The following is a 23592-nucleotide window of genomic DNA, read 5'->3' as shown; positions in this document are numbered from 1 at the left end:
CTATCCATCAGTTACTAAAGAGACTTTATAAAAACCAGCTTCTTTAACAGATTTTAGAATAAAAATAACATCATTATAAACTAAATCTTTATCAGCTCTTATATGTACTGGTGTTTGTTGATCTTTTCCATTAGAAAAAAGTACAAAACTATCTGGGAATTCTTTAATACTAACTTTATTCCCTTTATTTATTTTCACAACTCTATCTTTTGTAATAATGATATTTATTTTTTTGAAGTCTTGTACTTGTTTAGATTTACTACCTTTAGGTAAATTAATAGGTTCTTCAAACTCTATCACAGGTGCAGTAACCATTAAAATAGCTAATAACACAAGCATAATATCTACTAAAGGAGTAATGTTTAAATCAGGTTTTTGGTTAAAATCGTACAATATTAACCTTTTGCAATTAATATTTCTGCTTGCGCCTTAATATAAGTATTTAACTCATATACTTTTCTCGTTAATATTTGATGAAATGTATATGCAAATATAGCTACAAAAATACCAGCAGCAGTAGCAACAAGTGCTTCAGAAATTGCAGGTGCAATTAATGAAAAACCAACTTTTGAATGTCCAGAGAATTTAGCAAAAGACTCAAGAATCCCAACTACAGTTCCAAATAAACCAATAAATGGAGAAGTAGAAGAAATAATTGCTAACCATGATATACCAACACTTGCATCTTTTATAATATTAATTTCACAAGCATGTAGGATTTCTCTAGAAGAACTATTATTTGAACATTTATTTAAAGACGAAAAAGGTGAAAATGCAGCATCTCTTGATGTAAGTGAGTCTAATGATTTTCTTTCATTTAAAATAAGACCTTTTAAAGAAATATATCTATAAATAAAAATCCAAAAAGTAATGATTAAGTATATTGACAGCAGTGCTAAAACTATATAAGTTATAGCACTACTATTTGCCAAATAATTTAGTATTGTGTTTGTCATAAGCTATTATGCGAATGAGTTAATTTTTGCTTCAACAGCAGCAACAGAAACGTTAGAATCTTTAACAGAATTAACTAATTCTTTTGCAGCCTCAATATTTTTAGCGATTTCAGAATCAGCACCTTGAGTTAATGCGATTGCTCCATCTACTAAAACATCTACAGATTTTTCGTCCACTTTAACATGTCCCCAGTTAATAGCAACAGCTTCAGTAGAGTCGTTTTTTTCAATTACGATTACTCCAACAGTTAAAGATGAAACTAATGATGCGTGACCTGCTAAAACACCGAACTCTCCCTCTTTTCCAGGAAGAGTCACAGTTTTAACATCATCATTAAATATCTCACCGTTAGGACTAACGATTGATAGTTTAATTGTATCCATGTTATACCTTAATGGTTATTATTTCATATTTTCAGCTTTAGCTAAAGCCTCATCCATTCCACCAACCATATAGAACGCCATCTCAGGGATATCATCGTATTTACCTTCTAAAATCCCTTTGAATCCAGCAATAGTATCTTTTAATTCAACATATTTACCAGGAGAACCTGTAAATACCTCTGCTACGAAGAATGGTTGAGATAAGAATCTCTCAATTTTTCTTGCTCTTGCAACAACAAGTTTATCTTCTTCAGATAACTCATCCATACCAAGAATTGCAATAATATCTTGTAAATCTTTGTATTTTTGAAGAACTGATTGAACACCTCTTGCTACATCGTAGTGCTCTTGACCAATAACGTCTGCAGATAAAATTCTTGATGTAGAATCTAATGGATCAACCGCTGGGTAGATACCTTTCTCTGCAATTTTTCTGTTAAGTACTGTAGTTGCATCTAAGTGAGCAAATACTGACGCAGGAGCTGGGTCAGTTAAGTCATCCGCAGGTACATAAACAGCTTGAACAGAAGTAATCGAACCTTTATTAGTTGAAGTAATTCTTTCTTGTAATTTACCCATTTCTGAAGCAAGTGTTGGTTGGTATCCAACCGCTGAAGGAATTCTTCCTAATAAAGCTGACATTTCAGAACCAGATTGTGCAAATCTAAAGATGTTATCAACGAACATTAATACATCAAGACCTTTTTCATCTCTGAAGTACTCAGCCATAGTAAGACCAGTTAATGCAATTCTATTTCTTGCACCTGGAGGCTCACTCATTTGACCGTAACATAATGCAACTTTGTCAAGTACGTTAGAGTCTTTCATTTCGTAGTAAAGGTCATTACCTTCTCTTGTTCTCTCACCAACACCAGCAAATACTGAGTAACCTGAGTGTTTGAACGCAACGTTATGGATAAGCTCCATGATAATAACTGTTTTACCAACACCAGCACCACCGAATAGTCCAACTTTACCACCCTTAGAGTATGGTGCTAATAAGTCAACTACTTTGATACCAGTTTCAAACATTTCTGTTTTAGTTGATTGCTCTTCAAAAGAAGGAGCTGATCTATGAATAGACCATCTTGGAGCGTCTTCAGAAATTGCTTCACCTTCATCAACAGGATCACCAATAACGTTAAAGATTCTTCCTAAAACATCTTCACCAACAGGAACCTTAATTGGTCCTCCTGTAGCAGTACACTCTTGACCTCTAGTTAAACCTTCAGTCATATCCATAGCAATAGTTCTAACTCTACTATCACCAATGTGCGCAGCAACTTCTAATACTAATCTATCAGCATTAGCATCTGCTAATGTAACTTCAATAGCTTCATTAATTTCTGGTAAGTATCCGTCGAATTCTACATCAACAACAGGACCCATTACCTGAATAATTTTACCTTTCATACGGGTAGCTCCTTTAAATTATTTTAATGCTTCAACACCAGAGATAATTTCAATCAGCTCTGTTGTAATTGCAGCTTGTCTAGCTTTATTATATTCAACTGTTAAAGAATCAACTTTTTCTTTAGCATTTTTAGTAGCAGCTTCCATAGCTTGCATTCTTGCAGAGTGTTCTGCAGCTAAAGAATCAATTAAACCGTAATACATATTGAAATCAATGTATTTACCTGTTAATTCATTTAACACTTCTTCATCATCATCTGGCTCAATATCTAACATAGACTCAGTCTCTTTTGATTCAACGTTATCTAAGCTAATTGGTAACAATTCTCTTACTCTAATTTCTTGAGTAAGCATGTTTAAGAATCCATTATAAACAACAATAACTTTATCAGTTTTCTCATTTCTAAAGTCTTCTACTACATCTTTAATAAAATCTGCAGCTCTGTCATAATCAGGAGCAGAAGAAAGATCATTAACTGTTTGGTCTAATTCAACACCTTGGAAGTTAAAGAAGTCAATCCCTTTTCTTCCAACAGCTCTTAATCTTACTGTAGCACCTTTTGCTTCTTGTTCAGCTTTGATTTTACTAACAGTTTTAATTGTTGCCATATTAAAACCACCACAAAGTCCTTTGTCAGCAGTAACAAAAACAATATCTACTGTTTTTGGGTTGTCATTTTGAACAAATGCTCTACCGATATTTCCTTCTTCTTGAACTTTGCTAACTCTAGCAGCAATATCAGAAAGTACATCATTAATCTTATTTGCATAACTCTTAGCTTGCTCAGACAGTTGTCTAGTTCTAGTAAGTTTTGCAGAAGATACAAGCTTCATAGCTTTTGTTGTTTTCTGAGTATTTTTTACACTACCAATTTGTAATTTAATTTCTTTTAAGTTAGCCATTAACTAATCCTTAGTTTGCACTAAATACTGTTTTAAACTCTTCTAAAGCAGCTTTTAATTCAGCTTCAGTTTCATCATCAATTTTTTTCTTAGATTTGATTGCGTCTAAGATATTTGAGTATTTTTGTTCAAAGAATGCATGTAATTCAGCTTCAAACTTAACAACGTCACCAACAGCAACATCATTTAAGTAACCTTTTGTACCTGCATAGATGATAACAATTTGTTTCTCAATAACTAATGGAGCATTAACACCTTGTTTTAATACTTCTACCATTCTTTGACCTAATTCAAGTTCTCTTCTAGTAGACTCATCTAAGTCAGATGCAAATTGTGCGAATGCTTCTAACTCTCTAAATTGTGCTAATGATAATTTTAATGTACCTGCAACTTGCTTAGTAGCTTTAATTTGCGCAGCACCACCAACTCTTGATACAGATAAACCAACGTTAATCGCAGGTCTAATACCAGAGTTAAATAAGTTAGTTTCTAAGAAGATTTGACCATCTGTAATAGAAATAACGTTTGTTGGAATATATGCAGCAACGTCACCAGCTTGAGTCTCAATGATTGGTAATGCAGTCATAGAACCAGCACCCTTCTCATCTGACATTTTAGCAGCTCTTTCTAATAATCTTGAGTGTAGATAGAATACATCCCCTGGGAACGCCTCTCTACCTGGAGGTCTTCTTAATAACAATGACATTTCTCTATATGCAACTGCGTGCTTAGTTAAATCATCATATACGATTAATGCGTGTTGACCATTATCTCTGAAGTACTCACCAATTGTAACACCTGTATAAGGAGCTAAGAATTGTAATGCTGAAGAATCAGCTGCACCAGCGTTGATAATAGTAGTATATTCCATTGCTCCAGCTTCTTCTAATGTTCTAACAATAGAAGCAATTGTAGATGCTTTTTGACCGATTGCAACATAGATACATTTTACATCTTCACCTTTTTGGTTAAGAATTGTATCAATAGCAACAGTTGTTTTACCAGTTTGTCTATCACCAATAATAAGCTCTCTTTGCCCTCTTCCGATTGGAACTAATGCATCAATAGCTTTAATACCAGTTTGTAATGGCTCATGTACAGATTTTCTAGCCATGATTCCTGGAGCTTTTTCTTCAACGAATCTTGTTTCAGCAGCTTCAATTGCACCTTTACCATCAATTGGCTCACCAAGTGCGTTAACAACTCTACCAATCATGTTAGGACCAACTGGAGTTTCTAATAATTGACCAAGTCTCTTACAAGAAGTTCCTTCTCTTAATCCTTCACCTTTACCAAGTACAACAACACCTACAGAAGACTCTTCTAAGTTTAATGCAAGACCTTTCTCACCATTTTCAAACTCAACAAGCTCTCCAGCCATAACATTTTTTAGACCGTAAACTTGAGCAACACCATCTGCTAAAGAGATGATTTTACCAGTTTCATTTACATCTACATTTAATTCAAAGTTATCAATTCTCTCTTTAATTATAGAACTGATTTCATCAGCTTGAATTTTTGCACCCATTCAATTTCTCCTTTATAAGTTCTAAACTGCTTTTAAAATATGATCAATCATTTGAGACTTTAATCTCTCTTTAGAGAAAGAGATTTCAACCCCAAGTCCATCAATATCTACTTTAATACCATCATAATCACAAACATTTTGAGATAATGATAAGTTAACATCAAATTTTTTACTAAATTGTTTCTCAATTGAAGAAACATAATCTTTTGAAAGTTCTTGGTTTGTGTAAACAACACCAACATACTCATTATTTAATTTTGCAATTTGAACATTAAGTTCAGACGCAATATCAGGTAATATAGTAAGTCTTCTTTTTTCACCAAGTAATTTCACGAAGTTAGTTAAAGTGTCATCAGCTTTTTTAACTAATGATAATACTAACTCTACTTTTTTACTATCACTTACTTCAGGAGAAGAAACAATAGAATTGAACTTTTCATCAGCATAAGCTGTAGAAATAGTATTTAAGTTAGCACTTAATGATTGGATAGCTTTGCTATCTCTACCATCAACTAACGCTTTTACATATCTTTTTGCTATTAAATCATTCATTTACGCTACCTTTTTTAGAACAATATTAGCTAACTCGTCTTGAGATAGTTTAATATTATCTGATTTTAATAGCTCATTAAGAACTTCTGCAACAACTTCTCTTTTTGCTTTTGATGTTTCAACTTTAATCATCTCTTCTAGATTTTTTTCTAAATTAGCGATATCAGAATCAACTGCAACAGCAACTTTTTCTTTAACTGAATCAATATCAGCTTTTGCGTTTTCAACAATGTCAGCTGCAAGTTTTTTTGCATCATCAAGTTGTTTTTGAGCTTCATTTACTTTATCTTCAGATGCTTTTAAAGTATCTTGTACTTTGTCAAGTTCTGCTTGAATAGATAGAGTTCTATCAGCTAAAAATGCTTTAATCTTATCAGCAAGTAAATACCATAAAATTCCAGCAAAAATTATAAAGTTAACGGTTCTCTGTACGATATCGTAGTCAGTCTCCGCACCAGCAGCAGCAAATAATGAAAGTGGAGCTAAAGCAGCTACACCAAGTACTAAAAGTTTCTTCATATCATTTTTTCCTAACTAAATTGAGCTAAGCTTAGCTTTTAAGCTCTCATTAAATTGAGGCATTGACGATACTAAAGAATCTTTTAATGCTTTAGTTTCCTCTTCCAAATTCTTAGCAAATTCTGCAGATTTTGCTTCCAAATTAGACTTAGCGCTAGCAAGTTTTGCATCAGCACTCTCTTTTGCTTCCTTATAAGCTTGTTCTCTAATAGCAGCTGCTTCTTTTTTTGCATCTGCAATTACTTTATTTGCTTCAGCAATCATACCTTCAACATCGGCACCGTTTGATTTCGCATCTTCTAAATCTTTTTTAATAGATTCTGCTCTATCATCCATATGCTTTAGTAAAGGCTTGAACAGACAGCTGTTTAGCCTAGCAACAACTAAAAGAAAGATGATACCAGAGCTAAGCAATAATACAGGACTTATGTCTAACATTCATTCCTCCATATTTTTTACAGTTTAGTTTAACTAAAACTCGTATATTTTAGCAAAGTTAAATATAAAATAATATTAAAGGAATAAATTACGTTTTAAATTTCTGTTTTTTGTTACTATTGTAACTTAAAGTAAGAGGAAATCTTCTCAATATCTTCTTGAGAATTGATTTCGATTTTAAAGTAGTTTTTCTCAGCTTTCACCTTTAAATCGCTATTCTTTAAGGTTTTAACTACTTCATTTAATGGGTTAAAGTCATACGATGTTACTTTTTTACTCTTTTTATCTTTTGGCAAATTTTTTGACTTTAAATCTTTAATTAATTTTTCTGCTTCTCTAACAGATAACTTCTGACCAATGATAGAGTCAGCTACCATCTTTTGCTCATCCTCACTAAGTCCTAGCATAACTTTTGCATGACCTGCACTAATCTTGTTATTTGCTAACAATTGTTGTACATATGAGGATAATTGTAACAATCTTAAAGTGTTAGTAATTGATGTTCTAGACTTAAAAACTTTCTTTGACAACTCTTCATGAGTTAAATCATGTTCATTTATTAATTGTGCATATGAATATGCTAATTCTACAATATTTAAGTCATCTCTTTGTATATTTTCAATTAATGCAAGTTCTCTTAATTTTAATTCATCAGCATCAATTATATAAGCTTTTATCTTTTCTAAATTAGCTAATTTATGTGCTCTTAATCTTCTCTCACCTGCTACTAATATATATTCATCTTCAGATTTTTCAATAACAGTAACTGGTTGTAATAAGCCATGTTCAACAATTGAATCACTTAATTCTTTTAATTTATCTTCATCAAATATTTTTCTAGGTTGATTTGGATTTGCACTAATTTTTGATATTTCTAACTCCATAGAGTTTTTATTATCACCATATGAATTTGAACTTTCATAAGCTGATTCTACTTCACCTAATAATTCCCCTAATCCTCTACCTAATGCCATATTTTCTCTTCCTAATTATATTTTTAACCTGCAATTGCTTTTGCAAGATTTGTGTAAGCTTTTGTACCAGTGGCACTTGCATCATATAACATAATTGGTTTACCAAAACTAGGACTCTCTGCTAGTTTAATATTTCTTGGTATAACAACATAAGAACTCTCATCAATTTTGAATAATTTACTTTCAAAGTGTTGAGCTAAATCTGCAAATACTTGCTTTGATAAGTTATTTTGTGAACTATACATTGTTGGTAAAAAACCTCTGATTTGTAGAGATTTATTAATTGTTTGTTTAACAAGTTTTATTGTATTTAATAACTGAGCTAAACCTTCTAATGCAAAGAACTCACATTGAATTGGAATAAGTACTGAAGTTGATGCACTTAATGTATTAATTGTAATAGGACCTAATGCAGGTGGCGAATCAATAATAATGTAGTCAAAATCTTTTTTAATTGGATCTATCTTTCTTTTTAATACTAATTCTCTATCTTTCATGTTTTTATAGAACTCTTTTTCTATACCAACTAAACCTATGTTTGATGGAGCAACTTTTAAGTTTTCAATTTCTGAATCTAACATAATTTCAGGTAACTCTTTTGTACCTAACATTACATGGTAAATATTATACTCATAAGTATCTCTTTGAAAACCTAATGATGTAGTTGCATTAGCTTGTGGGTCTGCATCAATTAATAGTACTCTCTTACCTTCTAAAGCAAGTGCAGCACTTAAATTTACAGCTGTTGTAGTTTTACCAACCCCACCTTTTTGGTTAGCTATTGAAATAATTTCTGTCATCTTAAACTAAATACCTTTTTATTATTTAAGTTAATTGAACCATCACTATTAAGTATCGCATTTTTTAATGGAATTTTTTTATTATCAATGGTTGCTTGGAACTTTCTACTCTTATCGAATTCTATCTTAAAATCACTAAAAATTTGCTTCCATGAAATTTGTTTTTCAAGTTCTAAAAAATAGTTTTCTAATATAGTCTCTTTGTCTATAGAAATATCTAATTTTCCAAACTCATCAGTTACTTCAAATAAGTTTAAGCCAATGCCACAAAAGATTAAATCTTTACTAAGATTTGTAATTGTCCCACCAATTTTTTTGTCATCAATATAAAAATCATTTGGCCATTTCAACCACACTTTAGAGTCAAACTTTTCTAATACTTTTTTAAGTAAAAAAGAGAAATATATTGAAGTTGTTTGAAGTGGTAAGTCATTTGGAAGAGTATCCTTTTTCATAACAAATGAAAAGAACAAATTCCCACTTTTACCCTGCCAAGTATTACCTCTGCTTCCTATACCATTTGTTTGAATATCTGCTACTATACAAGTTATTTCATTAATCTCGTTATTATTTACATACTCCCTTAGGTAAGTATGTGTAGAATCTACTTTATTTAATCTTATTATTTTCATTTGCTTATTATACATTATTGCTTTACAAGATTGTATTAAATATAATCACTTAAAAAAGGTTATTATGTTAGATCCTGTTTTACCCATAGCATTGTATCTTTTACTTGGATATTTATTTAAAGTAGTTTTTCATGACAATTCTAAACAACTTATAGAGTTCATTATCTACTTCTCACTTCCAGCTATTGTTTTCTCAAAAATCTATCCTCTAACTCTGGATGGAAAGATATTAAGTTTAATTTTAATGTTTATAGGATTTATTCTATTTAATTTAACTTTAGCATACTTTATAGGTAGGCTAATGAAACTTGATAGATTAACTCTTGCCACATTTATGATTATGGCAACTTTTGGAAATACATCATTTATTGGTTTTTCTTATATTGATGCATTTTATGGGCAAGATTATATTGTTTATGGTTTAATTTATGATTTATTTGGTTCATTTTTGCTTTTAGTTTCAGTTGGTATGTTTATCATTACATGGGGAAGTGGAAGAAAAAATGATGTGAAATCTATATTTAAAAGTGTATTACTTTTTCCACCATCAATTATGTTTGCAATTACAGTACTTGCAAAAAACTTTGAAGTACCAAATTTTGTTTTATTAACTACAGAAACTTTAGGTGCAACTTTAGTTCCTATTGCAATGATTGCAATTGGTATGAAATTAGAGTTAAAACACATATTCAATAAATTTCATGTTGTTTCAATGGCAATGATACTAAAAATGTTAATAGTACCAATTATAGTTTTGCTTGGTTTCCAAATTTTTTATGGTATTGAAGATACTTGGGTAAAAGTTACAATTATTGAAGTAGCAATGCCACCAATGACAATGGCAACAGTATTAGCAATAAAAGGTGGATTAGATGAAAAAATTGCGATTAATTCACTTGTATTAGGTGTTTTATTAAGTTTATTTACAATCACAGCATATACAACATACTTGGCATAAAGCCTAGTATGTTAAAATCTTAAGATAAAATATCTCCAATATTCAATCTTTGACCTCTTATATAATCAACAGAAGAAACAGCTTTTTTAGATGGTGCTTGAATAGTCTTTATTTTTAAAGAGCCATTTTTACATCCTACAACAATATCATCACTGTTTATTTCTAAGATTTTTCCTTCAACATTTGATGAAGTAGTTTCAATTAATTCTAAATCTTTTATTTTTAGTTTTGATTCTAAAAATACTCCTGGCCAAAAACTATATGCTTTATATTTCAGATAAAGTTTTTTTGCATTTTCAAAAGTTACTAGCCCATCATCTTTTTTAATCTTCCCACAAAAACTAACTTCAGCATCATTTTGTTTTTTAGGTTTGATATTCTCAAAATTATCCAATGTAGTAAGAGTTAATGAAGCTGCAATTATCGATAGTTTATTAAAAGCTTCTTCAACCTCCATAGTAGGAGTTATTTTTAAATATTGTAAACCTAAAATATCTCCACTATCAAGTCCTTCTTCCATTAACATAGATGTAACACCCGTATATTCATCATCATTAAGTAATGATTCTTGAATAGGAGAAGCACCTCTATATTTAGGAAGTAAAGAAGCATGTAGATTTATACAGGGAGCAATATCAAGTATTTCTTTTGGTAATATTTGACCATAAGCAGCTACTACAATATAATCTGGTTTAAAGTCCTCAATAAGCTTTGTAACTTCTTCATTATTTCTAAGCTTTTCAGGTTGATAAATAGGTATATCTAAATTTTTGTCAAGACAATATTGTTTTATATGAGGAGGAGTTAACACTTGTTTTCTTCCAACTTTTTTATCAGGTTGAGTAAACAGTGCTACTAACTCATATGAGCTGTTTAATAATGCTTCAAAAATCTTTGTAGCATAATCAGGCGTTCCCATAAATAAAACTTTTTTTGACATATCCAACCTTTACTTTTTAAATATTGTTCCACTTTTATGATTTTCATCAACTAGAAAATCATATGCATTTGTTAAATCAAACCCTGAAGAAAGATACATTGGTATACCTTTTTTCATTAAAAAATCTGCTGCTTTTAATTTTGTTACAATTCCACCTGTTGCAAATTCAGAGTTTGCAGTATGCTTCATTTCTAACTCTTCTTCATTAATTGAAGAAACCATTTTTAACATAACTGCATCACTATATTCTCTTGGATTTTTATTATAATATCCATCAATATCACTTAATATAGCTAACATATCAGCATTAAAATGGTAAGCAACATGTGCAGCAAGTTGATCATTATCTCCAAATAACAGTTCATCATTTGCAATAACATCATTTTCATTTATAATAGGAAGTATTTTATTCTCTAATAAAATTTCCATTACATTTTGTGCATTTTTAGTTCTTTTTCTAGAATCAAAGTCATCTGCTATAAACAACATTTGTGCACAAATAATACCATGTTCTTTAAATCTTTTTTTATAATTCTTTAATAATAATGGTTGACCAATAGCAGCTAATGCCTGTCTATTTGATACTAGTTTCTTATCAAGTTTTAATGAAGTAAATCCTGCACCAACTGCACCAGATGATACAAGAATCACTTCATAGTTTTTTTCATTTTTTAGTTTTGCGATTAAATCAACTAAAGCAGATAATCTTTCAATTGCAAGCTGTCCATTTTCTGTTAATACAGCTGTTCCTACTTTTATAACTAATCTTTTCATTTCCCCTGATCCAATAGTTTATATAATGAGAATTTAATTGCTTCAATATTTTTTCTTGTAATTGAAGAAATTGGTAATACAAAGAAAGGTTTACTATTATCAAATCTATTATAAGTTAAATCCTGAACATAATAAGGTAATTCTTTATCAAATCCAAAGTCATTAGATTCTGATTCTTCTAAACCTATATCAGCAATAAATTTTTTAATATCACCAACTAAATCTTCACCATAATATCCATCAGTTTTACTTAAAGCAATAGCAAAGTTTCTTGTAGATAATTCAGATGAGAATTTTGCAACTTCTTCTTTCAATACATTATATTGATCAATCATTGTTCTATAATTTGCAACATCAATTAAAAATAATAGAGTTTTAGTTCTTTCAATATGTTTTAAGAACTCTAATCCTAAACCTCTACCATCAGCAGCTCCATCGATAATTCCTGGAATATCTGCCATTACAAAAGAGTTGTACTCACCTACTTCAACAACACCTAATTTTGGTGTAAGAGTTGTAAACTCATAGTTCGCAACTTCTGGACTTGCATTTGATGTAGTTGAAATAAGTGTTGATTTACCAACATTTGGATATCCAACTAATCCAACATCTGCAATAAGTTTTAACTCTAATCTAATATTTTTTGTTTGTCCTGGTAATCCTGGTTGAGAATAAGTAGGTCTTTGATTTCTAGAGTTTTTAAAGTGAACATTTCCTAATCCACCTTTTCCACCTTCAAGAAGCTTAACCTTTTCACCTTCATTAACTAAGTCTAATAAAAGCTCACCAGTATCTTCATCAATAACTTGTGTTCCAGGAGGTACTACTAATACTAATGGATCAGCAGACTTTCCAGTCATTCTTGATCCCATCCCTTGTTTTCCATTATCAGCTCTAAAAACTTTTCTTCCTTTATAAGTAGATAAAGTATCAGTATTGTTGTCTACTAAGAAGTAAACATCTCCACCTTTTCCTCCATCTCCTCCGTCAGGACCACCTTTAACAACAAATTTTTCTCTTCTAAAAGAAGTACAACCTTGTCCACCTTTACCCGATGAAACTGAAAATTTGGCACTATCTATAAACATTATAAACCTCCACGGTATATGCAAAATAAAAAACTAACTATTGTATTAACTTTTTATTTCACACTTTAAATAAAAAAAGGGTGCAGGCAAAGAAGCCATACACCCTTTAAAACATTTTTCTCTTTAGAAATTATGAAGCGTAAACTGAAACTTTTTTTCTTTTTTTATCTTTAGTTTCAAATTTTACTACACCATCAATTAAAGAATAAATTGTATGATCTTTTCCAATACCAACGTTTGCACCAACGTGTACTTTAGTTCCTCTTTGTCTTAAAATGATGTTACCAGCTCTTACTGTTTCTCCACCATATTTCTTAACACCAAGTCTTTTTCCAGCTGAATCTCTATTATTTTGTGTAGATCCTTGACCTTTCTTGTGAGCCATACTATTATCTCCTTGAAATTATTGCTTAAGCAGCAATTTTAGTAATTCTAATTTTTGTGAAGCTTTTTCTGAAACCTCTTTTTAACTTAGAATCTTTTCTTCTTCTTTTTTTGTAAATGATAACTTTTTTATCTCTATTTACACCTGTACCATCTAAAACTACTTCAGCTTCAACTTTTACGTTTGCTACTGCTTCACCAGTTTTTAATTCACCATCGTTTAAAGCTAAAACGTCAGTGATTTCTAAAGTTTCTTTTGCAGCTTTACCAGTATAATCAATGTTTAGGATATCTCCCTCAGAAACTTTATACTGTTTTCCACCACACTTAATAATTGCGTACATTTTTCTTCCTCATAATATTCAGTTCTATGTGCTAACTTCTAGTTGACAATTCATGCTAACTTTATTTTTCGAACCGGAATACTACCTTAAATTACTTTAAACTTTGTTTAAGTCACATCTATTTTTAATTAATGATAGTCACTTGCTGTTGCAACTGCATCTACCATAATTAATGAATTCATTGGTAAACCTTTTGCAGAAATAGTACTTCTTGCAGGTTTATGCTCACCAAATGCCTCTGCAAATAGTACATTAACAACACCAAAGTCTTCGATGTTTTCTAAATAAATAGATACTTTAACAACATTGTTCATACCACTTTCAGCATCTTCTAATAAAGTTCTTAAATTTGATAAAACCTGTCTTGTTTGAACTTTTATATCTCTTTCAACTAATGTTCCATCTAAAGTTACTGGAACCTGTGCTGAAGTATAAATCATTCCATTAACTTTAATCGCAGGAGAATATGGTCCAATCGCTGCAGGTAGGTTATCACTTTCTATAAATTTCATTTTTCTTTCCTCTTTTCTTATTCAATATACGAAATTCTACAAAAACTATACTAGTAAAAAAATAAAAAGAAAAACTAATTATAAATCATAAGTAACTAACTTACCTTGTTTTAATTGTCTAATTGCATCTTGAGTTTTTCTAAGAAGTGAACCTTTTTCTTTTAAAGATAGAGTTGTATCGTATTTTAATTCATTTAATTTTTTTGAATAAAATTTATAAAGCAAAATTAATAGCTCTTTTTCAAGCCTCTCATCATCATAGTTTTCAAGTTTTTCATTTAAGGTAATAGCATTTAAAGATATATTATTTATATCATTTAATACAAGGTCAAACTCATTTTTGTGTACTTCAAACATTGAAGAATCAACTAAGTTTAAAACAGAGTCTAATCTATTTGGATTTTCTAAAATTGCTTTTATTATACAAAGTTCTTGAATATTTACCTTCGATAAATCAACTTGCATTGGTCTTGCATTATCAGTTGAAACCTTAATTAAATTCTCTCTTACATTTAACTTTTGAGCAATATATCTTTTATATTCATCTTGATATAAGATACCTAATGATTTTAAATAGTCATTAGCTTCAATTAAAGCTTTTTGTTTTTGTGATGCAATATTAATATCATATTTAGAGATAATATAATCAATACTAAAAGGAATAAAATCAATAGGATTTGCAAACATTCTATCTAGTTCTTCAATTTTCCCATCTTTTACCATATCAGCAGGGTCTTTACCTTCACCAAAAATAACAACACCACCTTCAAATTCACTTTGAGATAGCATTACTGAGGCTTTAAATGCTGCTGCAAGTCCAGGTTTATCTCCATCATAAGCTAAAATTACTTTTGGTTCACCTCTTCTAATTAAAGGTAAATGCTCTTTTGTTAAAGCTGTTCCTAATGTTGCAACAGCAGTATTAAAACCTGCTTGATGAAGCATAATTACATCAAGATAACCTTCACAAACAATTAATCTATTCTTTTTATATATATTTTCTTTTGCAAGGTGATAACCATATAAAAGTCTTGATTTATTAAAAAGTTTAGTTTGAGGAGAATTTACATATTTTGCATTATGTCCAGTAATAGTTCTTCCACCAAAACCTACAATTTTTCCATTTATAGCATATATAGGGAAAGTAATTCTTTCAATAAATCTAGAATATAATCCATTTGTTCCAGTATCAATTACACCTAAATCTATTGCCTCATTTAAATTATAATGATTTGATTTTAAAAAATTTATTGTATCGTTTGATTTAGGAGAATAACCTATCTCAAATTTCTCTATAGAAAATTCAGAAATACCTCTATTTTTTATATAATCTTTAGCAACTCCATTATTTACAAATAATTTTTGATAAAATTTATTAACATCTTCAAGTATTTTTACATCTTGTTTTTTTTGTTTTACATTATCATAATCTAAATGAACATTATACATTGAAGCTAATTTTTCAAGGGCTTCTGGATATGATAATTTTTCATATTCCATTACAAATTTTATTGAGTCCCCACCTACTCCACATCCGAAACAGTGGTATATCTGTTTAGCAGGGCTTACAACAAAAGAAGGAGTTTCTTCACCATGAAAAGGACAACAAGCTTTAAAGTTTGCTCCTGATTTTTTTAATTCTAAAAACTGTGATACAACATCAACAACATCAAGGTGATTTTTTAAATTATCAATAGATTCTTTTTTTATCATAAGGTATTATACACTTTTATTATTTTATAGGAACTTTTATGATAATATACCTACTTATATTAAAAGTTTGGTAAAAGGCATACGTTGGACAATATAGTTTTAGAGTATAGAGACCCTCTTTTTGGTTTGATTATACTTGTTGCTCTAATCTTTTTAATCTCATTTTTTACATACTCTTATGGGATTTATAAAGAGAAGATTGCAAGAAAAGACTATAGAAAATTATCTCGTAGATTTGAACTTGGAAAATTAAAAGAAGAAGATTATGTTCATCTTTATAAAACATATAATTTGCCATTTGATTCAATATTACTTTTAGCCTCAACATTTTTACATAAAGGCAATTATAATAAAGCTATAAATGTATATCTTACATTGTTAGAACATGTAAAAGATAGAGTAAAAAAAGAAGAAGTATTAGAACTACTTGGTTCAACATATTTTAAAGGTGGTTTTTTACAAAGGTCAAAAGATATATTCTTAAGAATCTTAAAATTCTCTCCTAGAAATAAAAATGCTTTAACAAAACTACTTATCATATATGAAAAACTAAATGAGTTTGAAAAAGCAAAAGAAGTTACTACTTGCTTAGAAGAGCTAAATGAAGATATGCAAAGGGATAGAGTTTATCTAGATGCATTGATGATTATAAATGATCCAGTTTACTCATATGAGAAAAGAAGTGAATTACTTTATAAAATTTTTCTAGAAAATCCAAATATTCAAAGACTTTTTGCAGAGTTTTTACTACAATTTAACAAACCATTTTTTTGGGAAAATGTAGACAAATTTGATGTTAAGAACTTCATGGATTTAATGTGGTACTTAAATTTTGACGATATCGATTTTGAAAAAGTTCATAGAAATGAATTTCTAGTTGAGCTTTATAATGCAAAAGGATATCTTGATAATTTAGAACACAGTGATGATTTTGTTTTTGATATTTTGATTGCTTTAAATAGACACGAACATAAAACAAATGCTACTTTAGATTTTGAGTTTATTTGTTCAAGTTGTAAAAATGTACACCCAGTTTATGATACTAGATGTCCACATTGTCATAGTATTTTAACTTTTAATGTAAAACATAATTTAACTAAGGGATTTGATGAAGCAAATCAATCTTTACAGTGATGGTTCTAGTTTAGGTAACCCTGGACCTGGTGGTTGGGGAACTATTTTAGAGTACAAAGGAAATGAAAAAGAGTTGAGTGGTGGACAATTAGACACTACAAATAATCAAATGGAACTAAAAGGTGTGATTGAAGGACTAAAAGCCTTGAAAGAGCCTTGTGAAGTTCATATTATTTCTGACTCAACTTATGTAGTAAAAGCTATAAATGAATGGCTTGTAGGTTGGATAAGAAATAACTGGAAAAATGCTAGTAAAAAACCTGTGAAAAATGTAGAGCTTTGGCAAGAGTATTTAGAAGCTTCAAAACCACACAAAATAAGAGCTAGTTGGGTAAAAGGCCATGATGGCCATGAACATAATGAAAGATGTGATATACTTGCAAGGACCTTTGCAGAAAATTTAAGAGATAATCAATAAGGAAGGAAAAAGATGAGTGATTATACAAAATTAGAGAAGTGTTTGGGTTATCAGTTTAAAGATAAAAATCTGATAATCGAAGCACTTACTCACAAAAGTTATAAAAAACCATATAATAATGAAAGATTAGAGTTTTTAGGTGATGCTGTTTTAAACTTAATAGTTGGAGAATATTTATTTAAAAAATTTCCTAAATCTAATGAAGGTGAATTATCAAAGATAAGAGCTTCACTAGTAAATGAAACAGGTTTCACTAAACTTGCAAATGAGATTAAATTAGGTGACTACATTTTTATTTCAACAGCAGAAGAAAGAAATAAAGGAAGAAGCAAAGCTTCTATTTTATCTGATGCATTTGAAGCAATTATGGGTGCAGTATATTTAGAATCAGGTTTAGAAACATTAAAACCTATTATTCTAAAACTTTTAGAAGAGTCTTATGACAAAATTAACTTAGATGTTTTATTTAGTGATTATAAAACAGCTTTACAAGAAATAACTCAAGCACAATTTGGTTCTATTCCAGAATATAAAATTGAAGGTTCATATGGGCCAGATCATAAAAAAGAGTTTGAAGTATCAATTTGGATTGATGGGGAAACTTATGGAAAAGCAAAAGGGAAAAGTAAAAAATTAGCACAACAAGCTGTTGCTAAAATTGCAATTGAAAAACTTAAAGGGAAAAATTAATGAATAGCTTTGGACATAGATTTAAATTCACAACTTTTGGAGAATCTCATGGTAAAGCATTAGGTTGTATAGTAGATGGTGTTCCTGCTGGCATTAAAATAGATGAAGAGTTTATTCAAAGTGAAATGGATAGAAGAAAACCAGGACAAAATAAATATGCGACAGCTAGAAAAGAAGGTGATAAAGTAGAAATTCTTTCTGGTGTATTTGAAGGAGTAACTACAGGAACTCCTATTTCAATGGTTATTTTTAATGAAAATCAAAAATCTAAAGATTACTCTAATGTAAAAGATTTATTTAGACCAGGACATGCTGATTTTACTTACTTCAATAAATATGGTGTTAGAGATTATAGAGGTGGAGGAAGAAGTAGTGCTAGAGAAACTGCAGCAAGAGTTGCAGCAGGTGCTATTGCAAAACTAATGTTAAAAGAGTTAGGTATAAAAGTACAAAGTGGTATTTGTGAGATTGATGGAGTAAAAGCAGAAGAGTTAGATTTTTCAAATGTTTCAAACTCAGAAATTTTTGCATTAGATAAAAATGTGGAACAAGAACAAAAAGATGCTATCTTAGCAGCTAAAAATAAACACAACTCTGTTGGTGGTGTAGCTTTAGTAAATGTAAAAGGAACTCCTGTTGGATTAGGTGAACCTTTATACTTTAAACTTGATTCACAAATAGCAAATGCTATGATGAGTATAAACGCTGTAAAAGCTGTAGAAATAGGTGATGGTACTCTTGCATCTAGAGTTAAAGGTTACGATAATAATGACCAAATTAGAAAAGACGGCTTTAAAACAAACCATTCTGGTGGTATTTTAGGTGGTATTTCAAATGGTGATGATATAAACGTAAAAGTTTACTTTAAATCAACTCCATCAATTTTTATAAAGCAAGAAACAGTTGATATTCATAATAATGAAGTTGATTGTGAACTTAAAGGTAGACATGACCCATGTGTTGCTGTAAGAGGTAGTGTTGTTGCTGAATCTATGATGGCATTAGTTTTAGCTGATATGGCTTTACTTAACATGTCGTCAAAAATTGAGAATGTAAAAAAAGTATATAACTAAAGTCTATTTTAAACTTTTTTATATATAATTTCAATCTTAAGCATCTCTTTGGTCAAGGGATGCTTTTTTTATGCTTATTTATATTTATTGTTTATAAAAGGTAATATAAATTTAAAAAATATAAATATAAGTACTGAAACTACAAATACTATTGATAAGACTATATCTATTTGAGTATTACTTTGCATATTAAAGTTCCCTTTTTAATTCTTCTAATCTAGCAATTCTATCTTCTGTAGTAGGATGTGTTCTAAAGAAATCAGAGAAAGAAGACTTTTGTCCTGAGAAAGGATTAATTATAAACATATGAGCTGTTTGTTCTGTTGCATTATGAACATGTCCTCTTTGTGCATATCTTTCAAGCTTACTTAAGGCACTTTGTAATCCAGAAGCATTACCAGTCATTCTAGCAGCTCCTTCATCAGCTAAGTATTCTCTACTTCGACTAACACTCATTTGAATAACAGTTGCAGCTATTGGAAGTAGTATAGCCATTACTATCATTAAAATAGGATTTGAGTTTTGTCTATTATTCCCAAACATTGCACCAAACTGCATCATATTAGCAATCATTGCAATTGCACCTGCAAAAACAGCAGCAATAGTTCCAATTAAAATATCATAGTGTTTTATATGAGATAATTCATGGGCGATAACACCTTCTAATTCTTCATCATTTAACATTTCATATAAACCCATTGTAACAGCAACTGCAGCATTATTATAGTCTCTTCCTGTTGCAAAAGCATTAGGTGTATGATCTGGTATTAAATAAACTTTTGGCATAGGAATATTAGCTTTATGAACTAGCCTTTGTGTTATTCTATAAACTGGATGCCTAACATCTTCTATCAAAGTAGCATTAAACTGTTTTAAAATATGTTTATCTGAATAATAATAAGCATAAAAATTCATTCCTGCTGCAATTAAAAAAGCAATTAGCATTCCGCTAGTACCTGCAAAAGCATAACCTATAAAAACAAAAACAACCGTAAGTAAAGTTAATAAAAAAACTGTTTTAAGCTGTTCCATATTCACTCCTTTTTATATTAAGCTATTTTATCAGATATTTTTTAATAAATATTTAACATAAAATAAATTTTTTGATAAACTAATTAATAAAATATAAGGTATTAAAATGAAAACACTATATCTAATCAGACACGCAAAATCTGACTGGTCAAATATTGATTTAAATGATTTTGATAGACCATTAAACAAAAGAGGCAAATTTGATGCAAAACTAATGGGTAAAGTTTTAAATGAATTAGAGATTAAACCTGAATTAATTATCTCAAGTTCTTCAAAAAGAACAGTTAAAACAGCAAATAAAATTGCAAAAGGCATTAACTATAAAAAAGAAATACTTTTTATTAAAGAATTATATCATCCAAGTATTTTATCATTAGAAAAAGAGCTTAAACAAATTTCAAATGATATTAATATACTATTTTGTTTTACACATAATCCTTGTATTAATGAATTTGCATATAAGTATTTAAATATTGAAGATAATATTCCAACAATTGGCGTTGTTCAATTTGAATTTGATATAGACAACTGGGAAGATATAAACAGAAAAAAAGTTAAAAAAGGTATATTTATATATCCAAAAATGTATAAATAAAAAACAGTTATTCTTAATATAACTTATATTTTAAATTTAATAAAATTTTTTATAACAAAAAAAGCAAATATTCCTTAAAATTTTAAAGAATTTATATAAAGAGTAGAAATGAAGAAGTTATATATAGTAAGACATGCACAAAAAGAAGTAGAAAAAGCAGGACAAGATGATTATGATAGACCTTTAAGCAACAAAGGCTTAGAAGATGCACAAAAAATGGCTGACAAACTTTTTGATAAAGGATATAGACCTGATTTAATTGTATCAAGTCCAGCTGTAAGAACAAGACAAACATCAGAAATTTTTGCAAAAACTTTAAGATATACAAAAACAATTATGTATAATGAAGTTTTATATATGGCTTACCTTAATGAACTACAAGAGACACTTACTTATACTTTTGATACAGTTGAAAGTATGATATTAGTAGGACATAATCCATCTTTAACTGCTTTAGCATTAACACTTGTAGGATTTAAAGAAGAGATAACTATGGGAGCTATGGTTGAAGTTGAATTTGATTGTGATTCATGGATAGATATCTCTAAAGAGAATGCTAGACTAATTTCTTATACAAAACCTGAAAATTAAAATATAAATAAAGAGTTAATACTCTTTATTTTATTTTCCTAAACAAAACTCACCAAACATTACATCTAACATTTGGTCATTCTCATATGGTCTAGTAATATTTGATATTGATTCTAAAGCCTCTTTAATATGATGAGCAAAGAATTCAAACTCACCACTTTCTAGTGGAAATAATGATGTATTTATATGATTTAAAGTATCTTCAACAGCTTGAACTTGTCTTTTTGAAATAAGAGTCATTTCATCACTATGTGTATTATTATCTAAAATTGCTTCAATAGAACTAACTAAAGTCTTAATACTATTTTTAGTAGATAGTTCAATAAAGTTTTCAATCTTATTTTTATCAAAAGCATTATCTAAATCAGTTTTATTTAAAACTTTTATGATTTGCTTATGAGCATTTTCTTCTAAAAGAGATATGATTTTTTCATCTTCTTCGTCACAAACTTTACTATTATCAAATAAAGCAATTACAATATCAGCTTCACTAATAGCTTCAATTGATTTTTCAATACCTATTTGCTCAATTACATCACTTGCATTTCTAATACCCGCTGTATCTACTATTTTTATAATATGAGTACCTATCTTAACAGATTCCTCAATAGTATCTCTTGTAGTCCCTGCAATATCTGAAATAATTGCTCTATCAAAATTTAGAAGCTTATTTAAAAGTGAAGATTTACCAACATTTGGTTTTCCTATGATTGCAACTTTAAAGCCTTCAATCATCCCTTCTCTTCTTTTACTTGCATCTAATGTTTCATTTAATTTTGTTTGAATTTTATCAATTTTAGATTTTATTTGATCATAAATATCACTTGGTAAATCTTCTTCTGCATAATCAATTGAAACTTCTGTATAAGCTAACATGAAAAGTAAATCTTCTCTAATATCATTTACAAAATCACTTAATTCACCTTTTAACTGCTTAGCTAAAAGTTTAACAGCATCTTCACTTCTAGCTTCAATCATTTTTGAAATAGCTTCAGCTTTAGATAAATCAATTTTATTATTTAAAAAAGCTCTCTTTGAAAACTCACCGGGGTTTGCCATTCTTGCACCATAATGTAAAACTTCATTTACAATCATATTTGCAATTGCTACACCACCATGACACTGAAACTCTACAATATCTTCACCAGTGAAAGAGAAAGGTGCTTTAAAATAAAGAACTAATGACTCATCAATTAATTCATCATTATGATTATAAACACTACTTAAAGTTGCAAGTCTAGGTTTAAAGTTATCTTTTTTTGTGATTTTTGAAGCAATTTCAAGAGCATTAGCTCCTGAAATTCTAACTATTGAGATTGAACCAACACCGTTGGCCGTTGCTATTGCAACTATTGTATTATCATCTAGTAACAATTTACTGCTCTTTACTTCTGTACTCATTTACAAGTACATATTTGTCACCTCTAACGTTTGTTTTTACAGCAACATATTTATCAGGGAACTCATCTCTTAATCTTTTAAGAGCAATATGTACTAAAATACCATCTAAAGGTTTTGTTTTAAACATACCTTTTTCTTTAATTGTTTCAATTACAGGTTCTAAATATGCATGAATTGCAGCTTCTTGATTTTTTAAGAACTCTGCGACTTCAAGTCTTAGCATTAAACCATATTTTTCATTTATCCAATTAAATAAAATATATGATAAAGCTTTATATCTATACCCTTCTTTACCAATTAATAAAGCTGAGTCTTCACCTGTAAATTCAATATATAAAGTCTCTTCATCATAAAATTCTATTTTAATATTTTCAATTCCATAACAACTATCACCAAATAATGTATTGATTCCAGCTCTTACTTCATCTAATATCTCTTGTTTATCTTTTTTTACTATAATGTTTGAAACTTGAGTTTGTGATTCATCTTCATTATAAAAATTATCAAAGATTTTCTCTTTTGATTCAACCTTTCTTACATTAGAAGGTGAAACTTCCTCTTTAACTTCTTTTTCTTCGGGTTTATTACAATCTTCAATCTTCTTAGATACTTCTTCTATTTTTATATCTTTTTTCTCAAAAGAATTATTTGAAGTACTCTTTTCATAAGTTTTACAATTTTGTTTATAACAAACCTGAATAATAGCTTTCTTTTTACCAAAGCCAAGGAAACCTTTACTTGGCTGTTGGATGATCTCAATCTCTAAATCAGTAATAGAACAGTTAAAATCAGCAGTTGCTAATTCGTAAACTTCTTCTAAACACTTAGCTTCAAATTTTTTCATAG

Annotated in this window: 29 protein-coding genes; 7 read left to right on the top strand and 22 right to left on the bottom strand. The window is 29.5% G+C overall.

From position 1 onward, the window contains the following. From ACH5BF_RS12395 to ACH5BF_RS12340, 12 genes are all read right to left on the bottom strand, one after another. Complete coding sequence (locus ACH5BF_RS12395) at positions 1 to 393, bottom strand: ExbD/TolR family protein (RefSeq protein ID WP_423274563.1); 393 nt, start codon at positions 391 to 393, stop codon at positions 1 to 3. Positions 394 to 395: 2 nt separating this feature from the next. Next, positions 396 to 956: a MotA/TolQ/ExbB proton channel family protein gene (locus ACH5BF_RS12390; protein WP_423274562.1), complete on the bottom strand. Its 561-nt coding sequence runs from the start codon at positions 954 to 956 to the stop codon at positions 396 to 398. A 6-nt stretch (positions 957 to 962) separates the two neighbouring features. Continuing rightward, positions 963 to 1340, bottom strand: coding sequence for an ATP synthase F1 subunit epsilon (gene atpC / locus ACH5BF_RS12385; protein WP_423274561.1), 378 nt, complete (start codon positions 1338 to 1340; stop codon positions 963 to 965). Between the two features lie 18 nt (positions 1341 to 1358). Then, on the bottom strand, positions 1359 to 2753 hold the full coding sequence (gene atpD / locus ACH5BF_RS12380) for a F0F1 ATP synthase subunit beta (protein ID WP_404305306.1): 1395 nt from the start codon (positions 2751 to 2753) through the stop codon (positions 1359 to 1361). A gap of 18 nt (positions 2754 to 2771) precedes the next feature. Next, positions 2772 to 3656 carry an ATP synthase F1 subunit gamma gene (atpG, locus tag ACH5BF_RS12375; RefSeq protein WP_423274560.1) on the bottom strand — a complete coding sequence of 295 codons (885 nt, stop codon included), beginning with the start codon at positions 3654 to 3656 and terminating at the stop codon, positions 2772 to 2774. Between the two features lie 10 nt (positions 3657 to 3666). Beyond that, positions 3667 to 5184 carry a F0F1 ATP synthase subunit alpha gene (gene atpA / locus ACH5BF_RS12370; RefSeq protein WP_423274559.1) on the bottom strand — a complete coding sequence of 506 codons (1518 nt, stop codon included), beginning with the start codon at positions 5182 to 5184 and terminating at the stop codon, positions 3667 to 3669. A 21-nt stretch (positions 5185 to 5205) separates the two neighbouring features. Beyond that, positions 5206 to 5736 carry a F0F1 ATP synthase subunit delta gene (locus ACH5BF_RS12365; protein ID WP_423274558.1) on the bottom strand — a complete coding sequence of 177 codons (531 nt, stop codon included), beginning with the start codon at positions 5734 to 5736 and terminating at the stop codon, positions 5206 to 5208. Then, complete coding sequence (locus ACH5BF_RS12360; RefSeq protein WP_423274557.1) at positions 5737 to 6255, bottom strand: F0F1 ATP synthase subunit B; 519 nt, start codon at positions 6253 to 6255, stop codon at positions 5737 to 5739. Positions 6256 to 6270: 15 nt separating this feature from the next. Next, positions 6271 to 6693, bottom strand: a complete 423-nt coding sequence (locus tag ACH5BF_RS12355) for a F0F1 ATP synthase subunit B family protein (protein WP_423274555.1) — start codon at positions 6691 to 6693, stop codon at positions 6271 to 6273. Between the two features lie 116 nt (positions 6694 to 6809). Then, entirely contained in the window at positions 6810 to 7667 is an 858-nt protein-coding gene (locus tag ACH5BF_RS12350) for a ParB/RepB/Spo0J family partition protein (protein WP_423274554.1), read from the bottom strand. 23 nt (positions 7668 to 7690) lie between these two features. Then, positions 7691 to 8467 (bottom strand): ParA family protein, encoded by a 777-nt coding sequence (locus tag ACH5BF_RS12345; protein ID WP_423274553.1) that lies wholly within the window; start codon positions 8465 to 8467, stop codon positions 7691 to 7693. Then, positions 8464 to 9099: a biotin--[acetyl-CoA-carboxylase] ligase gene (locus ACH5BF_RS12340; RefSeq protein WP_423274551.1), complete on the bottom strand. Its 636-nt coding sequence runs from the start codon at positions 9097 to 9099 to the stop codon at positions 8464 to 8466. The genes ACH5BF_RS12345 and ACH5BF_RS12340 overlap by 4 nt, the downstream gene beginning before the upstream one ends. Before the next feature lie 64 nt (positions 9100 to 9163). Here ACH5BF_RS12340 and ACH5BF_RS12335 point away from each other — a divergent pair, with 64 nt between their 5' ends. Then, positions 9164 to 10057, top strand: a complete 894-nt coding sequence (locus ACH5BF_RS12335) for an AEC family transporter (protein WP_423274550.1) — start codon at positions 9164 to 9166, stop codon at positions 10055 to 10057. Between the two features lie 19 nt (positions 10058 to 10076). On the opposite strand, the gene fmt is transcribed toward ACH5BF_RS12335, so the two are convergent. The 7 genes from fmt to dnaG all read right to left on the bottom strand — a co-directional run bounded on the left by fmt (position 10077) and on the right by dnaG (position 15812). Next, positions 10077 to 10997: a methionyl-tRNA formyltransferase gene (gene fmt / locus ACH5BF_RS12330; RefSeq protein ID WP_423274549.1), complete on the bottom strand. Its 921-nt coding sequence runs from the start codon at positions 10995 to 10997 to the stop codon at positions 10077 to 10079. A 9-nt stretch (positions 10998 to 11006) separates the two neighbouring features. Continuing rightward, positions 11007 to 11771, bottom strand: a complete 765-nt coding sequence (gene proB / locus ACH5BF_RS12325; RefSeq protein ID WP_423274547.1) for a glutamate 5-kinase — start codon at positions 11769 to 11771, stop codon at positions 11007 to 11009. Continuing rightward, positions 11768 to 12859, bottom strand: coding sequence for a GTPase ObgE (gene obgE, locus ACH5BF_RS12320; protein WP_423274546.1), 1092 nt, complete (start codon positions 12857 to 12859; stop codon positions 11768 to 11770). Before obgE ends, proB begins: the two co-directional genes overlap by 4 nt. A 130-nt stretch (positions 12860 to 12989) precedes the next feature. Then, entirely contained in the window at positions 12990 to 13244 is a 255-nt protein-coding gene (gene rpmA, locus ACH5BF_RS12315) for a 50S ribosomal protein L27 (RefSeq protein WP_404305331.1), read from the bottom strand. Between the two features lie 25 nt (positions 13245 to 13269). After that, on the bottom strand, positions 13270 to 13587 hold the full coding sequence (gene rplU / locus ACH5BF_RS12310; RefSeq protein ID WP_423274545.1) for a 50S ribosomal protein L21: 318 nt from the start codon (positions 13585 to 13587) through the stop codon (positions 13270 to 13272). 128 nt (positions 13588 to 13715) lie between these two features. Continuing rightward, a complete protein-coding gene (locus ACH5BF_RS12305) occupies positions 13716 to 14099 on the bottom strand; it encodes a Rid family detoxifying hydrolase (RefSeq protein ID WP_423274544.1) in 384 nt (127 codons plus the stop codon). Positions 14100 to 14177: 78 nt separating this feature from the next. Continuing rightward, positions 14178 to 15812, bottom strand: coding sequence for a DNA primase (gene dnaG / locus ACH5BF_RS12300; protein WP_423274543.1), 1635 nt, complete (start codon positions 15810 to 15812; stop codon positions 14178 to 14180). 84 nt (positions 15813 to 15896) lie between these two features. On the opposite strand from dnaG, the gene ACH5BF_RS12295 reads away from it, so the two are divergent. Genes ACH5BF_RS12295 through aroC form a run of 4 tightly spaced genes read left to right on the top strand, consistent with a single transcriptional unit; the run spans position 15897 to position 19127 of the window. After that, the gene (locus ACH5BF_RS12295; protein ID WP_423274542.1) at positions 15897 to 16946 is read left to right on the top strand and encodes a tetratricopeptide repeat protein; all 1050 of its coding nucleotides are present in this window, start codon (positions 15897 to 15899) and stop codon (positions 16944 to 16946) included. Then, positions 16921 to 17364: a ribonuclease HI gene (rnhA, locus tag ACH5BF_RS12290; protein WP_423274540.1), complete on the top strand. Its 444-nt coding sequence runs from the start codon at positions 16921 to 16923 to the stop codon at positions 17362 to 17364. Before ACH5BF_RS12295 ends, rnhA begins: the two co-directional genes overlap by 26 nt. Positions 17365 to 17376: 12 nt before the next feature. Beyond that, the gene (gene rnc, locus ACH5BF_RS12285) at positions 17377 to 18054 is read left to right on the top strand and encodes a ribonuclease III (RefSeq protein ID WP_423274539.1); all 678 of its coding nucleotides are present in this window, start codon (positions 17377 to 17379) and stop codon (positions 18052 to 18054) included. After that, positions 18054 to 19127, top strand: coding sequence for a chorismate synthase (gene aroC / locus ACH5BF_RS12280; RefSeq protein ID WP_423274538.1), 1074 nt, complete (start codon positions 18054 to 18056; stop codon positions 19125 to 19127). Before rnc ends, aroC begins: the two co-directional genes overlap by 1 nt. A gap of 189 nt (positions 19128 to 19316) precedes the next feature. Here the strand turns inward: aroC and htpX are convergent, their stop codons facing one another. Continuing rightward, positions 19317 to 20159 carry a zinc metalloprotease HtpX gene (gene htpX, locus ACH5BF_RS12275; RefSeq protein WP_423274537.1) on the bottom strand — a complete coding sequence of 281 codons (843 nt, stop codon included), beginning with the start codon at positions 20157 to 20159 and terminating at the stop codon, positions 19317 to 19319. 106 nt (positions 20160 to 20265) lie between these two features. On the opposite strand from htpX, the gene ACH5BF_RS12270 reads away from it, so the two are divergent. Both ACH5BF_RS12270 and ACH5BF_RS12265 read left to right on the top strand, forming a co-directional pair. After that, a complete protein-coding gene (locus ACH5BF_RS12270; RefSeq protein WP_423274536.1) occupies positions 20266 to 20754 on the top strand; it encodes a SixA phosphatase family protein in 489 nt (162 codons plus the stop codon). A gap of 108 nt (positions 20755 to 20862) precedes the next feature. Then, positions 20863 to 21345 (top strand): SixA phosphatase family protein, encoded by a 483-nt coding sequence (locus ACH5BF_RS12265; RefSeq protein WP_423274535.1) that lies wholly within the window; start codon positions 20863 to 20865, stop codon positions 21343 to 21345. 30 nt (positions 21346 to 21375) lie between these two features. Here the strand turns inward: ACH5BF_RS12265 and mnmE are convergent, their stop codons facing one another. Together mnmE and ACH5BF_RS12255 are read right to left on the bottom strand one after the other, a co-directional pair. After that, complete coding sequence (mnmE, locus tag ACH5BF_RS12260; protein ID WP_423274534.1) at positions 21376 to 22719, bottom strand: tRNA uridine-5-carboxymethylaminomethyl(34) synthesis GTPase MnmE; 1344 nt, start codon at positions 22717 to 22719, stop codon at positions 21376 to 21378. Position 22720: 1 nt separating this feature from the next. Then, entirely contained in the window at positions 22721 to 23590 is an 870-nt protein-coding gene (locus ACH5BF_RS12255) for a Jag N-terminal domain-containing protein (RefSeq protein ID WP_423274533.1), read from the bottom strand. Positions 23591 to 23592: the final 2 nt, after the last annotated feature.

Origin of the sequence: Arcobacter pernae (assembly GCF_049472135.1) — a bacterium.
GTDB lineage: Bacteria > Campylobacterota > Campylobacteria > Campylobacterales > Arcobacteraceae > Arcobacter_B.
This window is presented reverse-complemented; position numbering and strand designations above follow the sequence as displayed.